General features: G+C 38.6%; 16 protein-coding genes. 4 read left to right on the top strand and 12 right to left on the bottom strand.

What is annotated here, in order from left to right; genetic code table 11:
• Positions 1–349: 349 nt before the first annotated feature.
• Positions 350–1,870 carry a UDP-N-acetylmuramoyl-L-alanyl-D-glutamate--L-lysine ligase gene (locus V192_RS0111400; protein WP_025871848.1) on the top strand — a complete coding sequence of 507 codons (1,521 nt, stop codon included), beginning with the start codon at positions 350–352 and terminating at the stop codon, positions 1,868–1,870.
• Positions 1,871–1,975: 105 nt separating this feature from the next.
• Here the strand turns inward: V192_RS0111400 and V192_RS0111395 are convergent, their stop codons facing one another.
• The 3 genes from V192_RS0111395 to V192_RS0111385 all read right to left on the bottom strand — a co-directional run bounded on the left by V192_RS0111395 (position 1,976) and on the right by V192_RS0111385 (position 5,428).
• On the bottom strand, positions 1,976–2,884 hold the full coding sequence (locus V192_RS0111395) for an AEC family transporter (protein ID WP_025871846.1): 909 nt from the start codon (positions 2,882–2,884) through the stop codon (positions 1,976–1,978).
• Between the two features lie 119 nt (positions 2,885–3,003).
• Positions 3,004–4,206 (bottom strand): multidrug effflux MFS transporter, encoded by a 1,203-nt coding sequence (locus tag V192_RS0111390; RefSeq protein WP_025871843.1) that lies wholly within the window; start codon positions 4,204–4,206, stop codon positions 3,004–3,006.
• A 433-nt stretch (positions 4,207–4,639) separates the two neighbouring features.
• Positions 4,640–5,428 carry a 7beta-hydroxysteroid dehydrogenase gene (locus V192_RS0111385; RefSeq protein ID WP_025871841.1) on the bottom strand — a complete coding sequence of 263 codons (789 nt, stop codon included), beginning with the start codon at positions 5,426–5,428 and terminating at the stop codon, positions 4,640–4,642.
• A gap of 238 nt (positions 5,429–5,666) precedes the next feature.
• Between V192_RS0111385 and V192_RS0111380 the strand changes: the two genes are divergently transcribed.
• Positions 5,667–6,692 carry a serine hydrolase domain-containing protein gene (locus V192_RS0111380; protein WP_025871839.1) on the top strand — a complete coding sequence of 342 codons (1,026 nt, stop codon included), beginning with the start codon at positions 5,667–5,669 and terminating at the stop codon, positions 6,690–6,692.
• Positions 6,682–8,013, top strand: a complete 1,332-nt coding sequence (locus V192_RS0111375; protein ID WP_025871837.1) for a serine hydrolase domain-containing protein — start codon at positions 6,682–6,684, stop codon at positions 8,011–8,013. Before V192_RS0111380 ends, V192_RS0111375 begins: the two co-directional genes overlap by 11 nt.
• A 103-nt stretch (positions 8,014–8,116) precedes the next feature.
• Here the strand turns inward: V192_RS0111375 and V192_RS0111370 are convergent, their stop codons facing one another.
• The 9 genes from V192_RS0111370 to V192_RS0111330 form a co-directional block, all read right to left on the bottom strand.
• Positions 8,117–9,529 carry a multicopper oxidase family protein gene (locus tag V192_RS0111370; RefSeq protein ID WP_025871834.1) on the bottom strand — a complete coding sequence of 471 codons (1,413 nt, stop codon included), beginning with the start codon at positions 9,527–9,529 and terminating at the stop codon, positions 8,117–8,119.
• Between the two features lie 92 nt (positions 9,530–9,621).
• A complete protein-coding gene (locus V192_RS0111365) occupies positions 9,622–9,834 on the bottom strand; it encodes a heavy-metal-associated domain-containing protein (RefSeq protein WP_025871832.1) in 213 nt (70 codons plus the stop codon).
• Positions 9,835–9,867: 33 nt separating this feature from the next.
• Positions 9,868–12,333 carry a heavy metal translocating P-type ATPase gene (locus V192_RS0111360; RefSeq protein ID WP_025871830.1) on the bottom strand — a complete coding sequence of 822 codons (2,466 nt, stop codon included), beginning with the start codon at positions 12,331–12,333 and terminating at the stop codon, positions 9,868–9,870.
• Between the two features lie 42 nt (positions 12,334–12,375).
• Positions 12,376–12,804, bottom strand: coding sequence for a CopY/TcrY family copper transport repressor (locus tag V192_RS0111355; RefSeq protein WP_025871828.1), 429 nt, complete (start codon positions 12,802–12,804; stop codon positions 12,376–12,378).
• A gap of 12 nt (positions 12,805–12,816) precedes the next feature.
• Positions 12,817–13,179, bottom strand: coding sequence for a DUF1541 domain-containing protein (locus V192_RS0111350; protein ID WP_158001102.1), 363 nt, complete (start codon positions 13,177–13,179; stop codon positions 12,817–12,819).
• Positions 13,180–13,354: 175 nt separating this feature from the next.
• Entirely contained in the window at positions 13,355–13,672 is a 318-nt protein-coding gene (gene trxA, locus V192_RS0111345; protein WP_025871823.1) for a thioredoxin, read from the bottom strand.
• 132 nt (positions 13,673–13,804) lie between these two features.
• Entirely contained in the window at positions 13,805–14,821 is a 1,017-nt protein-coding gene (locus V192_RS0111340; RefSeq protein ID WP_025871821.1) for a LacI family DNA-binding transcriptional regulator, read from the bottom strand.
• Positions 14,822–14,953: 132 nt separating this feature from the next.
• Positions 14,954–15,628 (bottom strand): beta-phosphoglucomutase, encoded by a 675-nt coding sequence (gene pgmB, locus V192_RS0111335; protein WP_025871819.1) that lies wholly within the window; start codon positions 15,626–15,628, stop codon positions 14,954–14,956.
• Complete coding sequence (locus V192_RS0111330) at positions 15,621–17,960, bottom strand: glycoside hydrolase family 65 protein (protein WP_275574537.1); 2,340 nt, start codon at positions 17,958–17,960, stop codon at positions 15,621–15,623. Before V192_RS0111330 ends, pgmB begins: the two co-directional genes overlap by 8 nt.
• 182 nt (positions 17,961–18,142) lie before the next feature.
• Here V192_RS0111330 and V192_RS0111325 point away from each other — a divergent pair, with 182 nt between their 5' ends.
• The gene (locus V192_RS0111325) at positions 18,143–20,320 is read left to right on the top strand and encodes a PTS transporter subunit IIBC (RefSeq protein ID WP_025871813.1); all 2,178 of its coding nucleotides are present in this window, start codon (positions 18,143–18,145) and stop codon (positions 20,318–20,320) included.
• The last annotated feature ends 18 nt before the right edge of the window (positions 20,321–20,338 follow it).

The raw sequence follows: 20,338 nt of genomic DNA, 5'->3' as shown, positions 1-20,338 counted from the left end.
TTTGCCTGTATTTTTCTTAAAAAAACGTTGGTTATCATTATAAAAATATCTAAAAATCAAAGAGTATCTCTCTTTGGAACTATTTCTTTTTTGCTTATATTTAAGGAATAAAGTGTTAATCTCGCCCTTTATCTTTTCTTTATTTCTTTATTTCCACTAAATACAATATATATATGATTGTTATTTTATTTTTTTCAAAACGAATAAAATAGGGCTTTTCTCTTAATGGTTTTTTCATCACTCAGCCAAGCGTCTTGAAGTTTTGTCGTTTAAATTGTATGATGAATTTCTAAAGTTTTTTATCCCTAATACTACATTCAGATTTTAAATACCGCTTGGAGGCATAATGATGACTATTTCTTTAAAAAAAATCCGTGAATGTTTACTTAAAGAACATCTTTTAAAAGAATTTATTTCAGGGGAAGGCTGGTCTTTGACCTTACCGATTTTATTAAATGATAAACAATTCGACACACTTTCTTATGATTCCCGTGCCGTAAACCAAGAGACCCTTTTTTTCTGTAAAGGACTAAATTTCAAAGCAGCTTATTTGGAACAAGCTGTTAATGCTGGTCTTGACGTTTATGTAGCAGAGCAGCCTTATGATGACGTCCCAGCGAAACTTGGGATCATTGTGACCGACATCAAGAAAGCGATGGCTGTTTTAAGCATGGCTTTTTATGACTATCCACAAAATAAATTACAATTAATCGGTTTTACTGGTACGAAAGGCAAGACGACCGCTGCTTATTTCACTAAATTTATTTTAGATCAAGCCACCAATAAAAAAACCGCAATGTTGTCTACGATGAATTCAACTTTAGATGGGCAGACTTATTTCAAATCCCATTTAACTACACCAGAGTCTCTTGATCTTTATAAAATGATGGCTGAAGCTGTTGAAAACAATATGACTCATTTCATTATGGAAGTCTCATCGCAAGCTTATAAAACCAATCGTGTGTATGGTTTATTCTTTGATGTCGGTATTTTCCTGAATATTACACCTGATCATATCAGCCCGATTGAACATCCAACATTTGACGATTATTTTTATTGTAAACGCCAACTGATCAAGCATTCAAAAACGATAATCTTAAATCACGAATCTGATTATTTTCATTTATTAAAAGAAACGGCCGAGCTCCAGGAAGTACCTTATATCGTGTATGGCAATCAACAATCAGCAGAAACTGATTATATCTATCAAACAACTCCTGATGACTCATTAGCTTTTTCTATCAACGCTGCAAATGATACATTAGCTGTAGCCGGTGAATATCAATTACGCTTAGGCGGTGATTTCAATAAAGGAAATGCGTTAAGTGCCGTTCTTGCCAGCGCCTTAGTTGGAGCGACGCGTAGTGATTGTCAACAAGGCATTAAAGAAACGACCGTCCCTGGTCGCATGGAGTTGTTAACTAATACAAATGGGGCCAAAATCTATGTCGATTACGCACACAATTATGACAGTTTAAAGAATCTTTTAACCTTTGTCAAAGAAGAACATCCTAATGGTCGCCTGCTTGTCCTGATTGGCAGTACTGGTAATAAGGCCATCTCAAGACGGAAAGATTTTGGGACAGTCTTATCTGAACTGGCAGATGTCGCTATTTTAACGACTGATGATCCAGCAGACGAGGACCCAATGAGTATTTGCCAAGAGATCCAAAGCTACATCACAACGGATATTCCGGTTGAAATAATCGTTGACCGTAGTGAAGCAATCAAGGAGGCCCTAGCCATGAGCCGCCAGACAGATGCTGTGATTTTAGCTGGTAAAGGGGCTGATTTATATCAAAAAGTCAGCGGAGAAGATATACCTTATGAAGGCGATTTTCAAATCGCGGAACGCTTGATTTTAGGCTAATAAAAAATAGTGACAATCTATAGCTTTTCCCATAACTTTGACCAACGTTGCGTTTTGCCTCAACGTTGGTTTTTTATTCTGAGCTTATCCATCAATTTCCCACGGCTATCCCATCAACATCATCACAAGCGTCATCAACACTAGACTGATCAAGATACTTACAGACGAAGTAAACCCGACTGTTTCTTCTGGCATCCCAGCTTTGACACTATTAATTACCGAAAATGTCGGCATTGGTGCAACACTCAATACAACTAAAACAACCCGTAATAACGGACTTAACGGAATAACAAAAGCAAACAGCAAAGCAAAGAAGATCCCGCATAGATAACGCCAAACTAAAACTTCTTTCACCAGATGCAGTGCTTTTTTAGGTAAACGTAATTCAAAATACAAGCCAATCATAAACATTGATAAAAAACCATTTGCTTTAGCAACCATCTCTAATATGCCTAAAACTTCTACAGGTAGTCCAATCTGAACAATTCGTAATAAGAGCATGATCATGTAAGCAGTAAAAGGGGCTGATTTAAGCAAAGATAACATAATTTTTTTCAAAGTCGTCTCTTCTTTTGAGCCAACCATTTTATCGATCAACAAGGTACTTCCACCCGTTAACATCACACTGTTTCCTATATCAAACATCAATAGAAACGGGACTGCCAGAGGATAAAATCCTTGTATAAATGGCAAACTAAAATTACCAATATTATATCCTGACATTGAGTACATCTGAAATTTCTGTTCTAAGACAGGTCGTTTTTTACTTGCTCGGCTACCGATCATAATCACCAGGATATTCAATATAATGCCCATCACCAATAAAAAGAATAACGTGCCTGAAACAACCACACTTGCCAAGCTAACAATTACCGTTGCCGGCAAAGTGATGTTTACAATAATAACTGACAACATCCCCCCATCAGCTTTACTCAATAAACCCATTCGTTTCATTAAATACCCCAAAAATATGACAAAACAAAACCCGATTGCCTGTAGTAAAATTTCTCTCACATCATTCGCTCCTCACTTCTTTTACCCTCACCTTAGAGTATAGCAAAAAACACTCACTCAAAAAACATCTGCGCAATTTTTAACGCAGATGATTTTCGAGTCACTTTTAAATCACTTTTTTAGTTTTGCTTACCCTTTATTGGTAAAAACTTCCATGCTAAAAAAAACATCGCACTGCCAATAACAAGAAAATATAGCGGCATTGCCAGTAAAGTCCCATTATGAAATTTACTCATACCAAATGTAAATAAGCTAACTAACAAATAATAACCTAAGCTAAAGATAGCTCCAGCTGTTCCAACCACATCTTGAAAATCTACCAAAGCCAAACTAAGACAATTAGGCAATGACATCCCCATTCCAGTCAGTAAAATGAACAATCCCAATAGTATCAGCCAAAACTGAACCTCGTTAGGAAAAACCGTCACTGCACTAGCAAGCAGTAGAAATAACGCACCAACTAGCATAGTTCCGATTCCAATCAGAATAATTTTTTCCGGCTGATAAACTGTTAACAACCGTTTGGACAGTAATGAGCCTAGAATCGAAGCACTAGCCACACCCATTCCTAAAAAGCCATACATTGCTGTCGATAAATGAAACTGTTCAATAAAAATAAACGGCGCCTCTGCATAGTAGCTGAACAACACGCCATTCATCGCTCCAATCAGAAAACCGTAAGTCAAGACCTTCGGATTTGATAGTAAGCGTTTGATGATCGGCACTAATTTTATTGATACTCGCTCATTTGCAACCAGTGTTTCAGGCAAACGTAAAAAAGCGTAACAAAAAATCAAGATACTCATCAACACTAGCACAAAGAAAACGGCGCGAAAGCCCCAAGACTGATCAACAATCCCTCCAATCAATGGACCTATTGCTGGAGTAAACGCTAACGCTGCTGATATTTGTGCAAATAGTGCGTGACGCTGATTGCCAGAATAACTTTCACGCAGTATCGTCTGAGTCACAACGGAACCCGTACTCGCTCCGAACGCTTGGACAAATCGGGCCAGTAACAAAACCTCGATCGTTGGTGATCGAAAGCAAAGAAAGCTGCCGACTCCATAAAATAATAAACCAAATAGCATGGCTTTACGTCGTCCGATGAAATCAGACAACCAACCCCAAAAGAACACACCTAAAGCAAACGCTAAAAAATATATACTCAACGTTAATTGAACCATTGCCATCGATACCTGAAAATCATAAGCAATATCAGGCAATGACGGTGTAAAAATCGTTTCACTGATCTGAGGAAACCCCACTAATACAATCAGTAATAATAAAGATGGCACACGAGATCTGATGCTTTTTTTCAAAATACTTCCTCCTAGATATAAAAGCGGAATGGGCTCGTACAGCTTCGATTGAAAAATAGAAAAACAGGACTGAGGCGCTTTTTAGCCTCATTCAGGTTTTATCTTTTTTCCGAGAAGCTAGCCCATACAGCTAGATATAAAAGCGAAATGGGCTCGTATAGCTTCGATTGAAAAATAGGAAAACAAGACTGAGGCGCTTTTTAGCCTCATTCAGGTTTTATCTTTTTTCCGAGAAGCTAGCTCATTCAGCTAATCAATTACATTACAAGGTTGAAAAAAAACATCTATCTCCGGGAAGCGGCGGGAGCATAATCAATATTAATTGGTACGTATTCATTTGCTAGTGTCACTTCCTTCTCTTAATTTTATTTAATCACTTCTCATCTTGTCTATGATAACACAGACTCTAGCTTGAGTTGCAGATATACTTAACTTATTTAAACAGATTTCCAACAAATTCAATTGTTTGATCAGAAGTCTGATTTGCCATAGCTCTAGCATTTTCTCGATTAAGATCGCCAAGAATCATCGAACGGGTTTTTCCAAAGTTTTCAAAAATTTCTTCCATACATTCTTCTGGCGTCATCGCAGCAGCTAACGCAGCTTTTCCAGCCTCTGTATCTGGCAATGATTTTAAGAAACTTGGGGTAATTGTTGAACCTAGAATCGGCACCATAATATCTACTTCCGTATCTAACATTTCAAATGCCACAGCTTCAGTCATCTTACTGATAAATGATTTACCTGCACCATATTGAGCAATATACGGTGCCCCAGTAATGCCAGACATTGAACCGATATTGATGATGCCACCACGATTTTTTTCTTTGAATAATTTTGTATAATAATGGAAATACTTCATAAACGAAATAATATTGATGTTGATCATCTGCTGCTCTTGTTCCCACGTTTGCTCATAAAATGGACCAAATACGCTTAAACAAGCCACATAGGAAACAAAACCAATGTCCAGACCTTTTGTTTGTTCAATGATTCGCTCGATCGCCTGATCAGTGGATAGATCTTCTGTTATAACTTGATAAGCTACCTGATATTCTTCAACAAGCTCTGTGCCTAAAGTCTCTAACGCTTCTGTTCTTCTACCAATCAACACAACGTTTAGCTTTCTTTCAGCTAGGGACTTAGCCATTGCCTTACCAACACCATCTGTGGCACCAAAAATAATCCCCCACTCGCCGTACTTCGCTTTAAATTCTACCATTTTTTCTCCTCCTTCTTTGTACGCTACTTGAATATACTCCTATTTATTATTGTATCTGTAATCGCTTTTATAAGCAATGCTTGATTTCCAAAGGAGCATCATCCGCCTTTCTATATTCGAAATTTTCTGCTGAAAAACTCAGAAAATAGTAAAAACAAGACATTTAGTTGCCAATTAATGATAAACTGATTTCACTGAAGGAATATTCTATATGATCCAATACAAAGGAGCTTTGCCTATGAACATCAAGCAATCTATCCCTAATGATTTTAGTGGCTTTGTCACTGTTACCTCCAATGATGAATCACTATTATGTGCCGCTTACGGTTATCGGGATCTTCCCAATCAAATAAAGAATAATGTAGAGACGATTTTTTGTACCGCATCTGGCAGTAAAACTTTCGTCGCTGTTGCAATCATGAAATTGATTGAAGAAAAGAAAATTGGGATCGACCAGCCAATCAAGCATATTCTTTCAAAACAGATGCCCCATATCGATCCAAATGTGACTGTCCACCAATTATTAAATCACACATCTGGAATTGGGGATTACTACGATGAAGAGCTGATTTCTGATTATGCTGATCTTTGGCAAGACTTTCCTAATTATAAGATACGCAAAAACAATGACTTACTCCCTTTGTTTATTGATAAAAAAATGGTGGCTGCTCCTGGTAAAAAATTTCAATACAATAATACAGGCTATGTGCTGCTGGCTATGATCATCGAAGAAGTAACGCGTCAAGCTTTTGACTGCTATTTAAAGCACATACTATTCGAACCAGCTGGTATGACTTCCACTGGCTATTTTGCCTTGGATCGACTACCAGGCAACGTTGCCAACAGCTATATTTATGACGATGAAACAGCTGACTATTATTCCAATATCTATAGTATCGATGTCAAAGGAACTGGCGCAGGTGGCTGTTTCACGACTTTAAAAGATTTAGAACGTTTTTGGCAGATACTCTTTAGTGGGAAAATTATTTCAGAGCATGCAGTTAATATGATGCACACGATACAAGCAACAGATCATTATGGCTACGGTTTTTGGATTGCTAAAAAGGATCAGCATGCGTTTCCATACATGCAAGGACATGATCCTGGTATTTCATTTATCTCCTCATACAATCGCTCATTGAATTTACAGATCACAATTATGAGCAATTTAGAGCAGAATGTGTGGACGTTGCATAAAGAACTTTCTGCACTTTTTTCTGACGAGGAACCGCCAAAAGAAAAGCGAGGAAATAATGGATTTTAAAACGAAACTAGACAACTACGTAGATTCTTATGAACAACAAGGATACTTACAAGGGAGTCTACTCATTGCAGATAAAACTGGCATCTTATTGGAACAAGGTTTTGGATCAGCTTCTATTGAGTACAATGTTGCCAATACGTCAGATACTAAATTTCAAATCGGCTCATTAACAAAAGCCTTTACTTCTATGGCATTATTGATTTTACAACAGCATGGCGCGCTGTCGCTTGATGATTCTATCGATAGGTATCTAAGCGGTTTCCCAAATGGTGAAAAAATAACGATTTACCATTGTATGACTTGTACATCTGGCATTCCTGACTTTGCTTCATTCGATCATTTTTGGGAAACTACGATGCGGCTCAGTTGGACATTAGATGATATGCTGGATTTGTTTAAAGAGTTGCCACTTGAATTTGAACCCGGTAGTCAGTTTTCCTATTCTAGTTCTGGTTATTTAGTTTTGACAAAAATAATTGAAGTGATTACGGGACAAACTTATGCACAGTTCTTAGAAAAAGAAATTTTTACGCCGTTAAACATGACAAGCACAGGATGCATGAATGAAACAGATATTATTTTGAATTTAGCTTCTAGTTATAGTTATTGGGAGAAAGAAATCAATACGCCGCAGACAAATAATTCATTTCCATTAGGCGCCTATGGACTCTACTCAACTACAAGGGATTTGTATCTGTGGGATCAAGCAATCAGAAAAAACCAACTGATTCCTGAGCACTTAACAACCTTACTGTTCACGGTCAATCAAGACAGTTATGCTTGTGGTTGGGATATCGCCTATCTCAATACCCATCGTTATCGTCAGCATTTTGGTAATATTAGTGGGTTTGTTAGCTCGATCAAACAATTTGAAGAGGAAGATTTAACGATCATCTTGCTCAGTAACTTAGATGTTATACCCGTGACAACAATCACTAAAGAAATTGCCCGATTGAAATTTGACAGTGACTTTGCACCAGCTACTCCTCTCTCACCAATCACGAAGGCTGTTCCTTTAGAAAAATTTGTCGGCTATTACAAAACAGCAAATGCTACTCTTTTTGAAATTGTCGTACAAAAAGACTCTTTGTTTCTCATCGTGCCTAAACTATATGAAATAAATTATAAATTCAGACTCAAACTAGTTCAGTCAAGCAATGAAACACTCGTATTTGCGACAGAAAAAATCAATGAGTCGATTACGTTTATCTATAAGGACCTAAATAATTTTGAGAAGATTTTATATACAGATTGTCAGGGAATAACGATCCCTCTAACAAAACAAAATGACACCGCCAAAGCGTCTGCTAAAAATAGTTAAATTCAAGAAGTAAGCTATGTTTGCCTCCGTAATTATTGCACTTGAAGGATCTGAGCCATAACACGAAATGTTATCGCTCAGATCCTTCACTTTTCTATCTCATTTAACGATCCTTTTCCCCATCGATCACTTCTATTTGCGCCATCATGCCAGTATCCTCATGTTCTAAAATATGACAATGATACATAAAAATACCTGGAACATCAAATTTGACTGCAATTCTGACTGTCTCTTGTGCATTTACACCAATTGTATCTTTCCAGCCACGTTCGTTTGCATAAGGTGGTTGACCATTTCTACTGATGACTTGAAATTGTGTTCCGTGAATATGGAATGGATGGATCATCCCTACATCTGCTGGGTTGATGTTCGATACATCCCAGATTTGAGTTTCTCCCATCTTCTGTTGTTTATCCATTCGTTTCATATCAAAAATTTTGTCATCGATCTTAACAAAATCCTTCATCCCAGACATCACTGTTTCTTCCAGCTTCGTTGAGTCAGTTATTTTGAGCGGTTCAACTTCTATTAATTTTTCTGGAACGGTCCATTGATTTTTTTCGAATTCACCTATTCTAAACGTCATTAGCGGACGATCATCACTATAAAGAATCACTTCTTCTCCCACTGAATACTCTTTGAAATCAACGATGATCTCTGCTCTTTCTCCACAAGTCAACATAAGATGTGTAAATGTGATCGGCTCTGGCAAAATACCGCCATCAGAGGCAATTTGCGAAAAAGGTAGATCATCAGAAAAATGCAGGCGGAATTCTCGACGGTTCGCACCATTCAGCAAACGCAATCGTAATTGTTGAGTTGTCACGTCAAAGTAGGCATTCACAGTCCCGTTGATCAACGGAAACTTGCCTAATGTACCATCTACATTATAGTCTTTTTGATAATCTAATTGATTATCGTGGTAGCTTCTGTCTTGTAAAACGATTGGAATATCATCGATTCCATAGTCCCGAGGCAAAGCCAGTTTACTTTCCTGCTCATCTTTTATGATCACCATCGCAGCTAGACCTTTCCACACTTGTTCAGCCGTATCTGGACAAGGATGCGGATGCAGCCATGCCGTTGATGCGGGCTGGTCAACGGTGAACTCAATTTCACGTGTTTCTTGAGGCTTGACTGGCGCATGGGGTCCGCCGTCGGTCTCAGGTCCGGAAACATTCAGACCGTGCCAGTGATACGTTGTTGTCTCCAGCAGCTCGTTTTTTAAAGATACGCCATAGGTTTTACCTCGTTCCAAAATAACTGTCGTTCCTAATAGAGAAGCATTATATCCCCAGGTCTTAGTTTTCTTTCCCGGTAAAATAGCTGTTTCCCCTTCTTGTGACGTGATGGTGTACGTCGTATACAGGTCGGATTCTGAATCCGGCACTAATATCGGAGGGATAGCTAATGGATTTTGAGGAGAATCCGCTTGTTCTAAAGGAAAATAACTATCTCCTTTCGTATCAAAAACTGGGTCGTCAAAAAAATAGTCTGTGTAAATATTGTTATCCATGAATAATACTCCTTTTTACATCTACATTCGTAGTCATTTTTGTTAAAAAATAATGAAGAGCTTAGAAAACCAACTCTTCATTATTTTTCTTTTTAAGCTAATTCATTAACAATTTTATATTTTGTATCTGCTAGCGCTTGATCTAGCGTTGCTTTGTCCACAACCTGGTCACTAATAACCGTTGCTGTTTTTCGGCTTAAATCGATTGATACTGATTGAATCCCTGCTACTGATTCAAATCTTTCTCTTACGTTAGTTGCGCATCCTTCACATGATAGACCGGTCATTTCAACTGTTTTTTCCATTCTATTCTCGCTCCTTTATCTTGATCACTCTTTTTACTTTTTTAGTGCAGAAGGTTTAAATCCTTTTAATCTTAACGCATTGATCAACACAGATACTGAGCTAAAACTCATTGCAGCGCCAGCAATCATCGGATTCAATAAAGGTCCACCAAATAGATAAAGCACACCCATTGCAACTGGAATGCCTAGTGTATTATAGGCAAATGCCCAGAACAAGTTTTCCTTGATATTCTTGATTGTTGCTTTACTCAACTCTACGGCTGTCGGTACATCCATCAAATCACTACGCATCAACACAATATCTGCTGATTCCATTGCTACGTCTGTACCAGAACCGATGGCGATTCCGATGTCTGCTTGTGCTAGTGCTGGTGCATCATTGATGCCATCACCAACCATTGCCACTTTCTTACCTTCTTTTTGAAGTTTCATTACTTCATTGGCTTTATCTTCTGGTAAAACTTCACTTAGAACACGATCGATGCCCACTTGTTTGGCGATTGCTTGAGCTGTCCGTTTGTTGTCACCTGTGATCATTGCCACTTCGATACCCATTTGGTGTAATTTTTTGATTGCCGGGATACTATTTGGTTTGATCGTATCTGCAACAGCGATAATTCCAGCGATTTCACCGTCTTTTGCAATATACATCGGTGTTTTCCCTTGTTCTGCCAATTGATCAGATGTTGTGCCTAGATTTCCTAAAGAAATAGCGCGATCATCCATCAGCTTTTTATTTCCTAATAATAAACGACTACCTTCGATCGTTACCTCGATCCCATGACCTGGAATCGCTGAAAATGCTTCCGTTGTTGCAAATGTCAAATTCTTTTCTTCAGCGCCATTGACAATGGCTTCACCTAACGGATGTTCAGAACCTTTTTCAGCAGAAGCAGCTAAACGTAGCAACTCATCTTGCTCCATCCCATTTGCTGTTACAATATCCGTAACTTTTGGTTTTCCTTCTGTGATCGTTCCTGTTTTATCGAACACGATTGTTTGGATTTTATGTGTCGTTTCAAGTGCATCACCACTTTTAATCAATACGCCATTTTCAGCGCCTTTTCCTGTTCCAACCATGATCGCTGTTGGTGTTGCTAAACCTAACGCACATGGACAAGCTATAACTAACACTGAAATTGTAATGGTTAGAGCAAAAACCCATGACTCTTGACCTAAGAAGTACCATGCCAAACCAGCTAAAACAGATAGAACCATAACGATCGGTACAAAGACACCAGAAATTTTATCCGCCATTTTAGCGATCGGTGCTTTTGATCCTTGGGCATCTTCTACTAATTTAATGATTTGTGATAATGCAGTATCTTTACCAACTTTTGTTGCTTTAAAGCGGAAGCTGCCGTTTTTGTTGATACTTGCACCGATGACATTATCACCGACTTTTTTCTCAACAGGCATACTTTCTCCTGTTAGCATGGACTCGTCGATCGCTGATGATCCTTCCATCACAACACCATCGACTGGAATTTTTTCTCCTGGACGAACAACAATAATATCTTCTAATTGCACGCTATCAACTGGAATTTCCATTTCTTGACCATTACGGAAAACACGGGCATTTTTTGGAGCTAATCCCATCAGTTTTTTGATTGCTTCTGAGGTTTTTCCTTTTGAAACTGCTTCAAAATATTTTCCTAGAGTGATCAACGTTAAAATCACGCCGGCAGACTCATAGTACAGTGCCATTGTAAATTGCGGATCGCCAGCAAAGATCATTGCTGTTCCATATAAACTGTAAGCTACCGCAGCACTTGTTCCTAAAGCGACTAGGGAATCCATATTAGGATGACCTTTGAATAAGGCTTTAAATCCAACGGTAAAGAAGCTTCTACCTAAATACAACACAGGAATCGTCAAGATCAACTGAACTGTTGCAAAAACATCGGCATGCATCATTGGATCTAGGAATGCTGGTAAAGGTAACCCAACCATATGCCCCATTGCTACATATAATAATGGAACTGTGAAGACCGCTGACATCCAGAAACGTTGCCACATATTTTTAATGTGTTTTTGTTTTTTCTCACGGTCTTTATCGACCGTATCAGCTGAATCGATTTGCTCAACTGCGCCATATCCAGCATCGGATACTGCTTTGGTAATATCGGAAACATTCAAAACTGTTGGATCGAAAGCAACGACCATTTTTTCAGTGGCTAAGTTAACCGATGCTTTTGTCACACCATTTAATTTGTTTGTTGCTTTTTCAATCGTTTGTGCACATGAAGCACACGTCATTCCTTCAATGTCAAAGGTTCGTTGTTGAACATTGCTTAATGCCTCATAACCAGCATCCGACACCGCTTTTTGAATGTCTTGTTCTGAAAGTTTGCTTTCATCGTATTCAATGTTTAATTTTTCTGTTGCCAGATTAACTGTGGCTTTAGACACACCAGCTAGTTTAGCTGTCGCCTTTTCGACCGTTTGCGCACAAGATGCACACGTCATCCCTTCTATATCAAACGTCTTTGCTTCCATTTTCCCCATCTCCTCTAATAATAAGATTTGTGTTTATACTTTCTATGAATGTTGATTCGGTGTACAATTACACCCCACAACTTCCACAGCGTTTTCCTTTTTAGCTTGTAATGCTCGTTCTAATTGTGCAATATCATCAAAACTTAACAGACTTTCATCGATGATTGTTTTAAGGACTGCACCAACTTCTTTTGCACAGATTTTCTCTAATAGCTCCGCAGTTTCAGATTGGATACTGCTTTTTTCTTCAACTAGAGATCGATAAATATATTTATTACCGCTTTTTTCAGTAGATAACAATTTCTTTTCAACTAGGCGAGCGAGTAATGTTTTGATCGTGGTCATTTTCCAATCCATTTTTTGATTGAGAAATTGCTGCACTTCTTTACTTGTGGTTGTCTCTTGCGTCCAAACAATTCTCATAACTTCCCATTCTGCATCCGTTATGTGTTGTATCGCTCCCGCTGTCATCAACATTACCTCCTAACCATTCTTTGGCTGCATTAAGTCCTCTTCGATCACCCAAACTTGATGAGCGACTCTTTCATTCCGTATTTCGGGATATTCTATTTTATAAACTGTCGTATCTATTGAAGACTCAATAACCGCTTTGGCACCTTCCATACCGACTTGATGATCCGCTTTTAACAAAATCATTTTCCCGTTGGTCAGTTTCTCTTTAGGTGAATTTACGATTTCTTCTTGGACGATCCATTTATAATTAACAACTAACGGTTGCCCATTCGTTGGTTGATAGGTAACGGTATATGCTCTTGTATCATATGAGCCTGTGATTTTTCCTGTCATTCCTTGCATACCTGCGCTGTATCCTGTTGATAGGGTCACGTGCTCATTTATTTGAAATCTAGGGTGTACAGCTTTCTTTAAGCTCGCCAGTTTGTTTGTATTCCTAGCATTTTCACTCATTATCATAAATATCTTCTACTTTCTAAAAAACTACAATTGTAGTCGTTTTGTTTTCTCTTGTATCATAAATCAGATTATATCCTTTGTCAACCTCTTATTTTTGAATCGTTTCTTCAATGTAGTCTTTTAGCACTTGTTTTGGGTAATATCCGACGATTTTCTCCTTGGCTTCTCCATTTTCAAATAAAATCATGGTCGGCAAACTCATTACGTTAAATTTTGCAGGAGTTGCTTCATTTGTTTCAACATTGATTTTTTTGATTTGAATATCTGAAGAGTACTCTTGAGCTAGGCCCTCTAAGACTGGTTCCAGCATTTTACAGTAACTACACCATTCAGCCCAAAACTCTACTAAAACGATTCCCTTATCGACTTCTTGATGAAACGTTTTATCCGTTATTGATCTTATCATTTTTTTCCTCTCCTTTTTACTTAACAACTAGAGTTTACAACTGTAGTCGTTTTTTGTCAACAAAAAAAACGAACTTGTTCAAAATCATAGAAATGAACAAGTTTGTTTTCAGCGATCCCTATAGGACTTAGCCTATTTATCAGACAAAGACAAGACTGTTTCTCGTTTGATCAACTTATGTGGAATTACCATCCGAACACCCGTCGCTTCTTTTTCCTGCAGAGACTCGATCAGTTTTTGCATACCCATTTTGCCAAGTTCTGCGATATCGATATCAATACTGGTTAGATAAGGATGCACTAGCGTTGCATAAATTGAATTATTAAAACTGATCACCGAAAAATCATCTGGTACGCGATAGCCATACATTTGTGCTAATTGAATCATCCGCATCGCAAAAATGTCATCGATCACAACTGCCGCTGTGGCTTTCGTTTCTTTTAAAAGCTGTTCAAAAGCCACATAGTCTTCCGGTTTTTCCATATCTACTGAAGGTAAGACTGTCAAATTCTCTAACATCATTGCCTTTTGATAGCCAAAATAACGTTCATAATAGACATTTTCATGCGTCGTATTCGTAATAAATAAAATATTTTTATGCCCGTTTTCAATCAGGTAATCGGTGGCATGTTTTCCGAGTAATTGATTATCATTATCTACGTAGATAACCTTATCTTCATTTGTATACGGCTGACCGATCAATGAGAAGGGAACTTGATTTTCGAATAAATAATCGATGACTGGATCCTCTTTATCTGAGTAAAGTAAAATGAATCCATCGACTTGTTTTTGGCGATGCATCAGTTGAACATTTTCTAGCAACGTCTCAAATGATTGCGCTGTGGCGATCGCCGTTGTCATACTGTGTTTACGCGCTTCATCGTTGATCGACTCAATAATTTCTAAGTAAAATGGATTCCCCATCCGCTCACGAGAATCTAAAGGTGGCAAAATCACGCCCACTGCTCCTGATGAGCGTTTACCAAGATTTCTAGCAGCAATATTGGGCACATACCCCATTTCTTCCATTACCTTATAAACTTTCTTCTTCGTAGCATCTGAAATACTAGAGTGGTCATTGATCACTCTAGAAACCGTAGAAGTAGCCACACCAGCTTTTTTAGCAACATCTTTAACAGTAATTGTCATCTATTCTCCTCCTTTCATGATTGATTCTACAAACATTAATAAATCATTCTATCGTAGAAAATAATACCATAGATTGATGCTTTGTTGCTATCGTATTTTCTTTCAAAATCAGCCACTAGAACAAACATCGAATCAGATATTCGCTTTTGCTGATTGCCAGACAGACGCCAAGAACTCAAACGTCAATTCTTTGGTGGAAGAAACCAGGGCGATATCCGTCCCCAAATCTTCTGAACGCCCTACACCAATTGGTATGGCAAGGCTCGCTATGATGGCTTGAATCCCCGCTTTTGCATCTTCGATTCCGATACATTCTGCAGCTTTTAGTCCAACATTTTTGGCAGCTAATTGAAAAATCTCCGGATCAGGTTTTCCTTTTGCAACCGCACTAGGGTCAGCAATGCCGTCAAAGTAGGGCAGCAAATCCATCTTCTCTAAAAGAAAGGGGCCATTTTTACTAGCAGAGGCTAAAGAAAGTTTGATTCCTTGTTTTCTTAAGTCCTTTAACAAATTCAGTATGCCTGGATAAACATCCGCTGGACTGACTTGTTGGATCATTTCTACGTAATAATCATTTTTACGCTTTGCTAGTTCAGCAAATTGTTCTACAGTAAAGTCATTTGTTTTTCCACCATGAGCTAGTAATAACCTTAATGAATCTTCACGGCTAACACCTTTCAACTCTTCATTAAACGCACGATCGATCGTGATCCCGATTTCGTTTCCTAACCGTTGCCACGCTTGATAATGGTATTCAGCTGTATCGGTCAAAACACCATCTAGATCAAATAACACTCCTTTAAACATCGCCATTCACCTTTTCCATCTTGATCACTAATTCATCGGCTAAAACCAGCTTATTCCCATATAAAGTAAGGGATAATTCCGATCCAGAAACCAGTTGTAAACGAACATTTTCTTGGTCTACCGTCACATAAAGCAAACGATCACGATAATTCACATGGAAGGCATAGCTTGTCCACGTACTTGGTAAAAATGGCGCAAAACTTAGCTTCTCATCAGCTGTCTTCATTTGTGCAAAACCTTGCACGATCGCAAGCCAGCTCCCTGTCATTGACGTGATATGCAACCCATCTTCAGTATCATTATTGTAGTTATCTAAATCTAAACGGGCTGTTCGTTGATACATTTCCACTGCTTTTTCTTCCATCCCTAATTCTGCTGCTAAGATGGCGTGAACACTTGGTGATAAAGAAGATTCATGCACGGTCATTGGTTCATAAAACAAGAAATTACGCTCTTTTTCTGCTCGTGAAAAACGTTCGCCAAAGAAATAAATACCTTGTAACACGTCTGCTTGCTTAATAAAACAAGAGCGTAAAATTCGATCCCAAGACCAATGTTGATTCAACGGAAGATCTTCAGATGATAATGCTGTTCTTGGCATTAACTCTTTATCTAAGAAGGTATCGTGTTGGACAAAAACACCTAGCTCTTCATCAAATGGGTAATACATATTCTCGATGATTTCTTGCCAATGTGCTTGTTCTTCTTTTGTAATATCAACTGTTGTTTCCCCTTGATATTTAAGATAATTATCTAAGGTATACTGTAGTACCCATGTTGCGATCGTATTCGTATACCAATTATTGTTGATATTATTTTCATATTCATTTGGCCCTGTGACACCATGAATCATATATTTTTGAGTGCGCTTAGAAAAATGAACGCGATCTGCCCAAAAACGTGCGATTTCAGCTAAGACTTGTAGTCCTTCATTTTTTAAGTACTCTTTGTCGCCTGTATAATTTACGTAGTTATAAATAGCATAGGCAATCGCACCATTTCGATGAATTTCTTCAAAGGTGATTTCCCATTCATTATGACATTCGATTCCTGTGAATGTCACCATTGGATAAAGCGCTCCTGCTAATCCTTGTTGGCGAGCATTGTGTTTCGCTTGTTCTAATTGGTTATAACGGTATTTCAATAGATTTTTTGTTACTTCTGGTTTTGCCAACGCTAAATATAAAGGAACGGCATAAGCTTCGGTATCCCAATAGGTCGCGCCTCCATATTTTTCACCAGTAAAACCTTTTGGACCAATGTTCAACCGTTCATCTTCGCCATAATAGGTCGTAAATAATTGGAATAAATTGAACCGGATACCTTGTTGTGCTGCATCATCGCCATCAATCACAACATCTGCCAATGCCCAGCGTTTTTCCCATGCGGCGTTTTGCTCATCCAATAATTCAGCGAACGTTTTAGTCGTTTGATTTAATAATTGAATTGCTTTTTCTTTTTGTTGTGCTTCTGGAATATCACGACTTGTCAAAACAATGACTTGTTTCTCTAGCGTGATTGACTCGTTTGCTTGTAGATTTGCCTGAAATGATCGTTGTACGGTTAAAGGTTCTGTTTCAGTCCCACCAACCTTGGCCTCTGTTACATGTTTCATCGCAGCCGTTACACTAAACTGTTCAATACCAAACGGATTTGGAATCGTCTTAGTCGTTAAAAAGCCAATTGCTTCTTCAAAACCAGATTCTTGCGCTTCCCAAAACATTTCATCATAATTGCTATCTTCATTGCGAACATCACCATCGATTTTTGAGATGATTTGAATATCCGCAATTCCTTCCAGCACTTCTACCGTGACACGAATAACAGCTAATTCTTGTTGCACAATGCTCAAAAAACGTTCAAATCGGAATTTGACTTTTGTATCTTCACTTTCAAGAATAAAGGTCCGTGTTAACAGCCCGTTATGCATATCTAATTCTAAATAAAAATCCTTTGGTTCTTGTACGCCTAAATCAACAGCCTTCCCATTCACAAAAATATCTATAGCGATAAAATTTACGGCATTGATGACTTTTCCAAAATAATCAGGATAGCCATTTTTCCACCAACCGACTCTTGTTTTGTCTGGATACCAAACACCAGCTAAATAGGTTCCTTGATGATGATCCCCTGTATAATGTTCTTCAAAGTTCCCTCTCATGCCCATATAGCCATTTCCCATTGATGTTAGTGACTCTTGAAGACGGCGTTCATTACGTTCTAATTGATGCGTGGCGATTTTCCATGGGTCTATTTCAAATAAATGATTCATTTTCTCTCCTCCTGTAAATGGTTTGCTTCTTAACATCATGATAAACGCAACCGATTGCATTGTCAAACATTTCTTTGCGCACCGCTGCTTATTCGTTGAATATTTGTCCGCTGTAATGATACTATGGTTTTATCAAGAACAAAAAAGAGCTGATTTTATTTAAGGGTTTACAAAAAATGTAATCTGTTTTATACTACATTCAACGAAATCGATTGCATTGATATTGCAAAGGAGAGAGAAAAATGAAAAAGTTACTAAGTTTTGAGTTTTGGCAAAAGTTTGGTAAAGCATTGATGGTCGTTATTGCCGTCATGCCCGCCGCAGGATTAATGATCAGTATCGGTAAAACGATCCCTCTGATCAATCCAGATTGGGCAGCTCTAGCAACGACTGGTGGTGTTATTGAAAATATTGGTTGGGGCGTCATCAGCAACTTGCATATTTTGTTCGCACTCGCGATCGGTGGTAGTTGGGCAAAAGAACGGGCAGGTGGGGCATTCGCAGCTGGTCTTTCTTTTATTTTGATCAATCGAATCACTGGTTCGGTTTTCAGTGTAACTAGCGACATGCTAGCAGATGACAAAGCATTCACACACACGTTGTTTGGTACGAAAATCATGGTCAAAGGCTTTTTCACCAGTGTTTTAGAAGCACCAGCCTTAAACATGGGCGTTTTTGTTGGGATCATCGCTGGTTTTGTTGGCGCGATGGCTTTCAATAAATACTACAATTACCGCAAACTACCCGATGCCCTTTCGTTTTTCAACGGCAAACGTTTTGTCCCTTTCGTCGTGATTCTCTGGTCAACGATCGTTGCAATTCTTTTAGCCATTATTTGGCCTTACATCCAAGCCGGCATCAATAATTTTGGTCTTTGGATCGCGCAATCTCAAGATACCGCACCTGTTTTAGCACCATTTTTATACGGAACCTTAGAACGTTTACTATTGCCATTTGGTTTACATCATATGTTGACGATCCCAATCAACTATACCCAATTAGGCGGAACCTATGAAATCTTATCTGGCGCACAAGCTGGAACGCAAGTATTCGGGCAAGATCCATTATGGTTAGCTTGGGCAACTGATTTAGTCAACCTAAAAGGAGCTGGCGATACATCTCAATACAATTACGTTTTAGCCAACTGGACACCTGCACGTTTCAAAGTTGGACAAATGATCGGTGCTTCTGGGATTTTGATGGGAATGACGCTTGCTATGTATCGTAATGTCGATCCTGATAAACGTTCAAACTATAAATCAATGTATCTCTCAGCTGCTTTAGCCGTATTCCTAACAGGGGTTACAGAGCCTTTAGAGTTTATGTTTATGTTTGCCGCAGTGCCACTCTATGTTGTGTATGCCATCATCCAAGGTGCAGCCTTTGCTATGGCAGATATCGTCGCTTTACGTGTTCATTCATTTGGAAATATTGAACTATTGACCCGAACGCCCTTAGCCATAAAAGCTGGCTTAGGCGGCGATCTGTTAAATTTCGTTCTTTGCACTATCGCATTCGGTGTTCTGACTTATTTCATTGCCAATTTCATGATCAAGAAATTCAATTTTGCGACACCAGGTAGAAACGGCAACTATGATAATAACGACAGCCAAACAGATGCAACAACAAGCAACCGTCAAAACACAGACGGAATCGACCCACAAATCATCGATATCATTCATCTACTAGGTGGAAAAGAAAATATCGTAGATGTAGATGCGTGTATGACTCGCTTACGTGTCAGCGTTACAAATAAGGGGAAAGTCGGCACAGAGGATGCTTGGAAAAAAGCCGGCGCCATGGGATTGATCGTTAAAGATAACGGAGTTCAAGCGGTTTACGGACCAAAAGCTGATGTGTTAAAGTCAGATATTCAAGATCTACTGGATTCCGGTGCTGCCATTCCTACCCCTAAGCAAACCGAAACGATAACTACGACAGCAAGTAACTCAGATTATCTTGGTCTCACAAAAACGATCGTGCCTGTTGCCAATGGTGAAGTTATCGCTATCGATCAAGTAGACGATCCTGTCTTTTCACAAAAAATGATGGGTGACGGCTTTGCCGTTATTCCTACAGACGAAACGATTTACGCACCGATCGATGGTGTGATCAGTAGCATTTTCCCATCTAAACATGCATTAGGCATCCAAACAGACGAAGGTATCGAAGTCTTGGTCCACATGGGGCTAGATACCATCGAAATGAAAGAATCTGCCTTTACCATTCTAGTCGATGAAGGACAAAAAGTAACAGCCGGCGAGAAAATCGCCACAGCTGATTTAGAAAAAATCAAAGCAGCAGGTAAACAAACGACTATGATCGTTGTCTTTACAAACGGCGAAAAGATCAAAGCCTTCCATTTAGATAACGTCGGCAATCAAAAACCTGAGACTGCCATCGGACGTTTAGACATTTAACATCAAGAACATTCTAAA

The sequence above is a fragment of the Enterococcus crotali genome, from assembly GCF_000633635.1.
GTDB classification, from domain to species: domain Bacteria; phylum Bacillota; class Bacilli; order Lactobacillales; family Enterococcaceae; genus Enterococcus_L; species Enterococcus_L crotali.
Note: the sequence above shows the minus strand (reverse complement) of the source record. Positions and strands in the feature narration are given on the sequence as shown.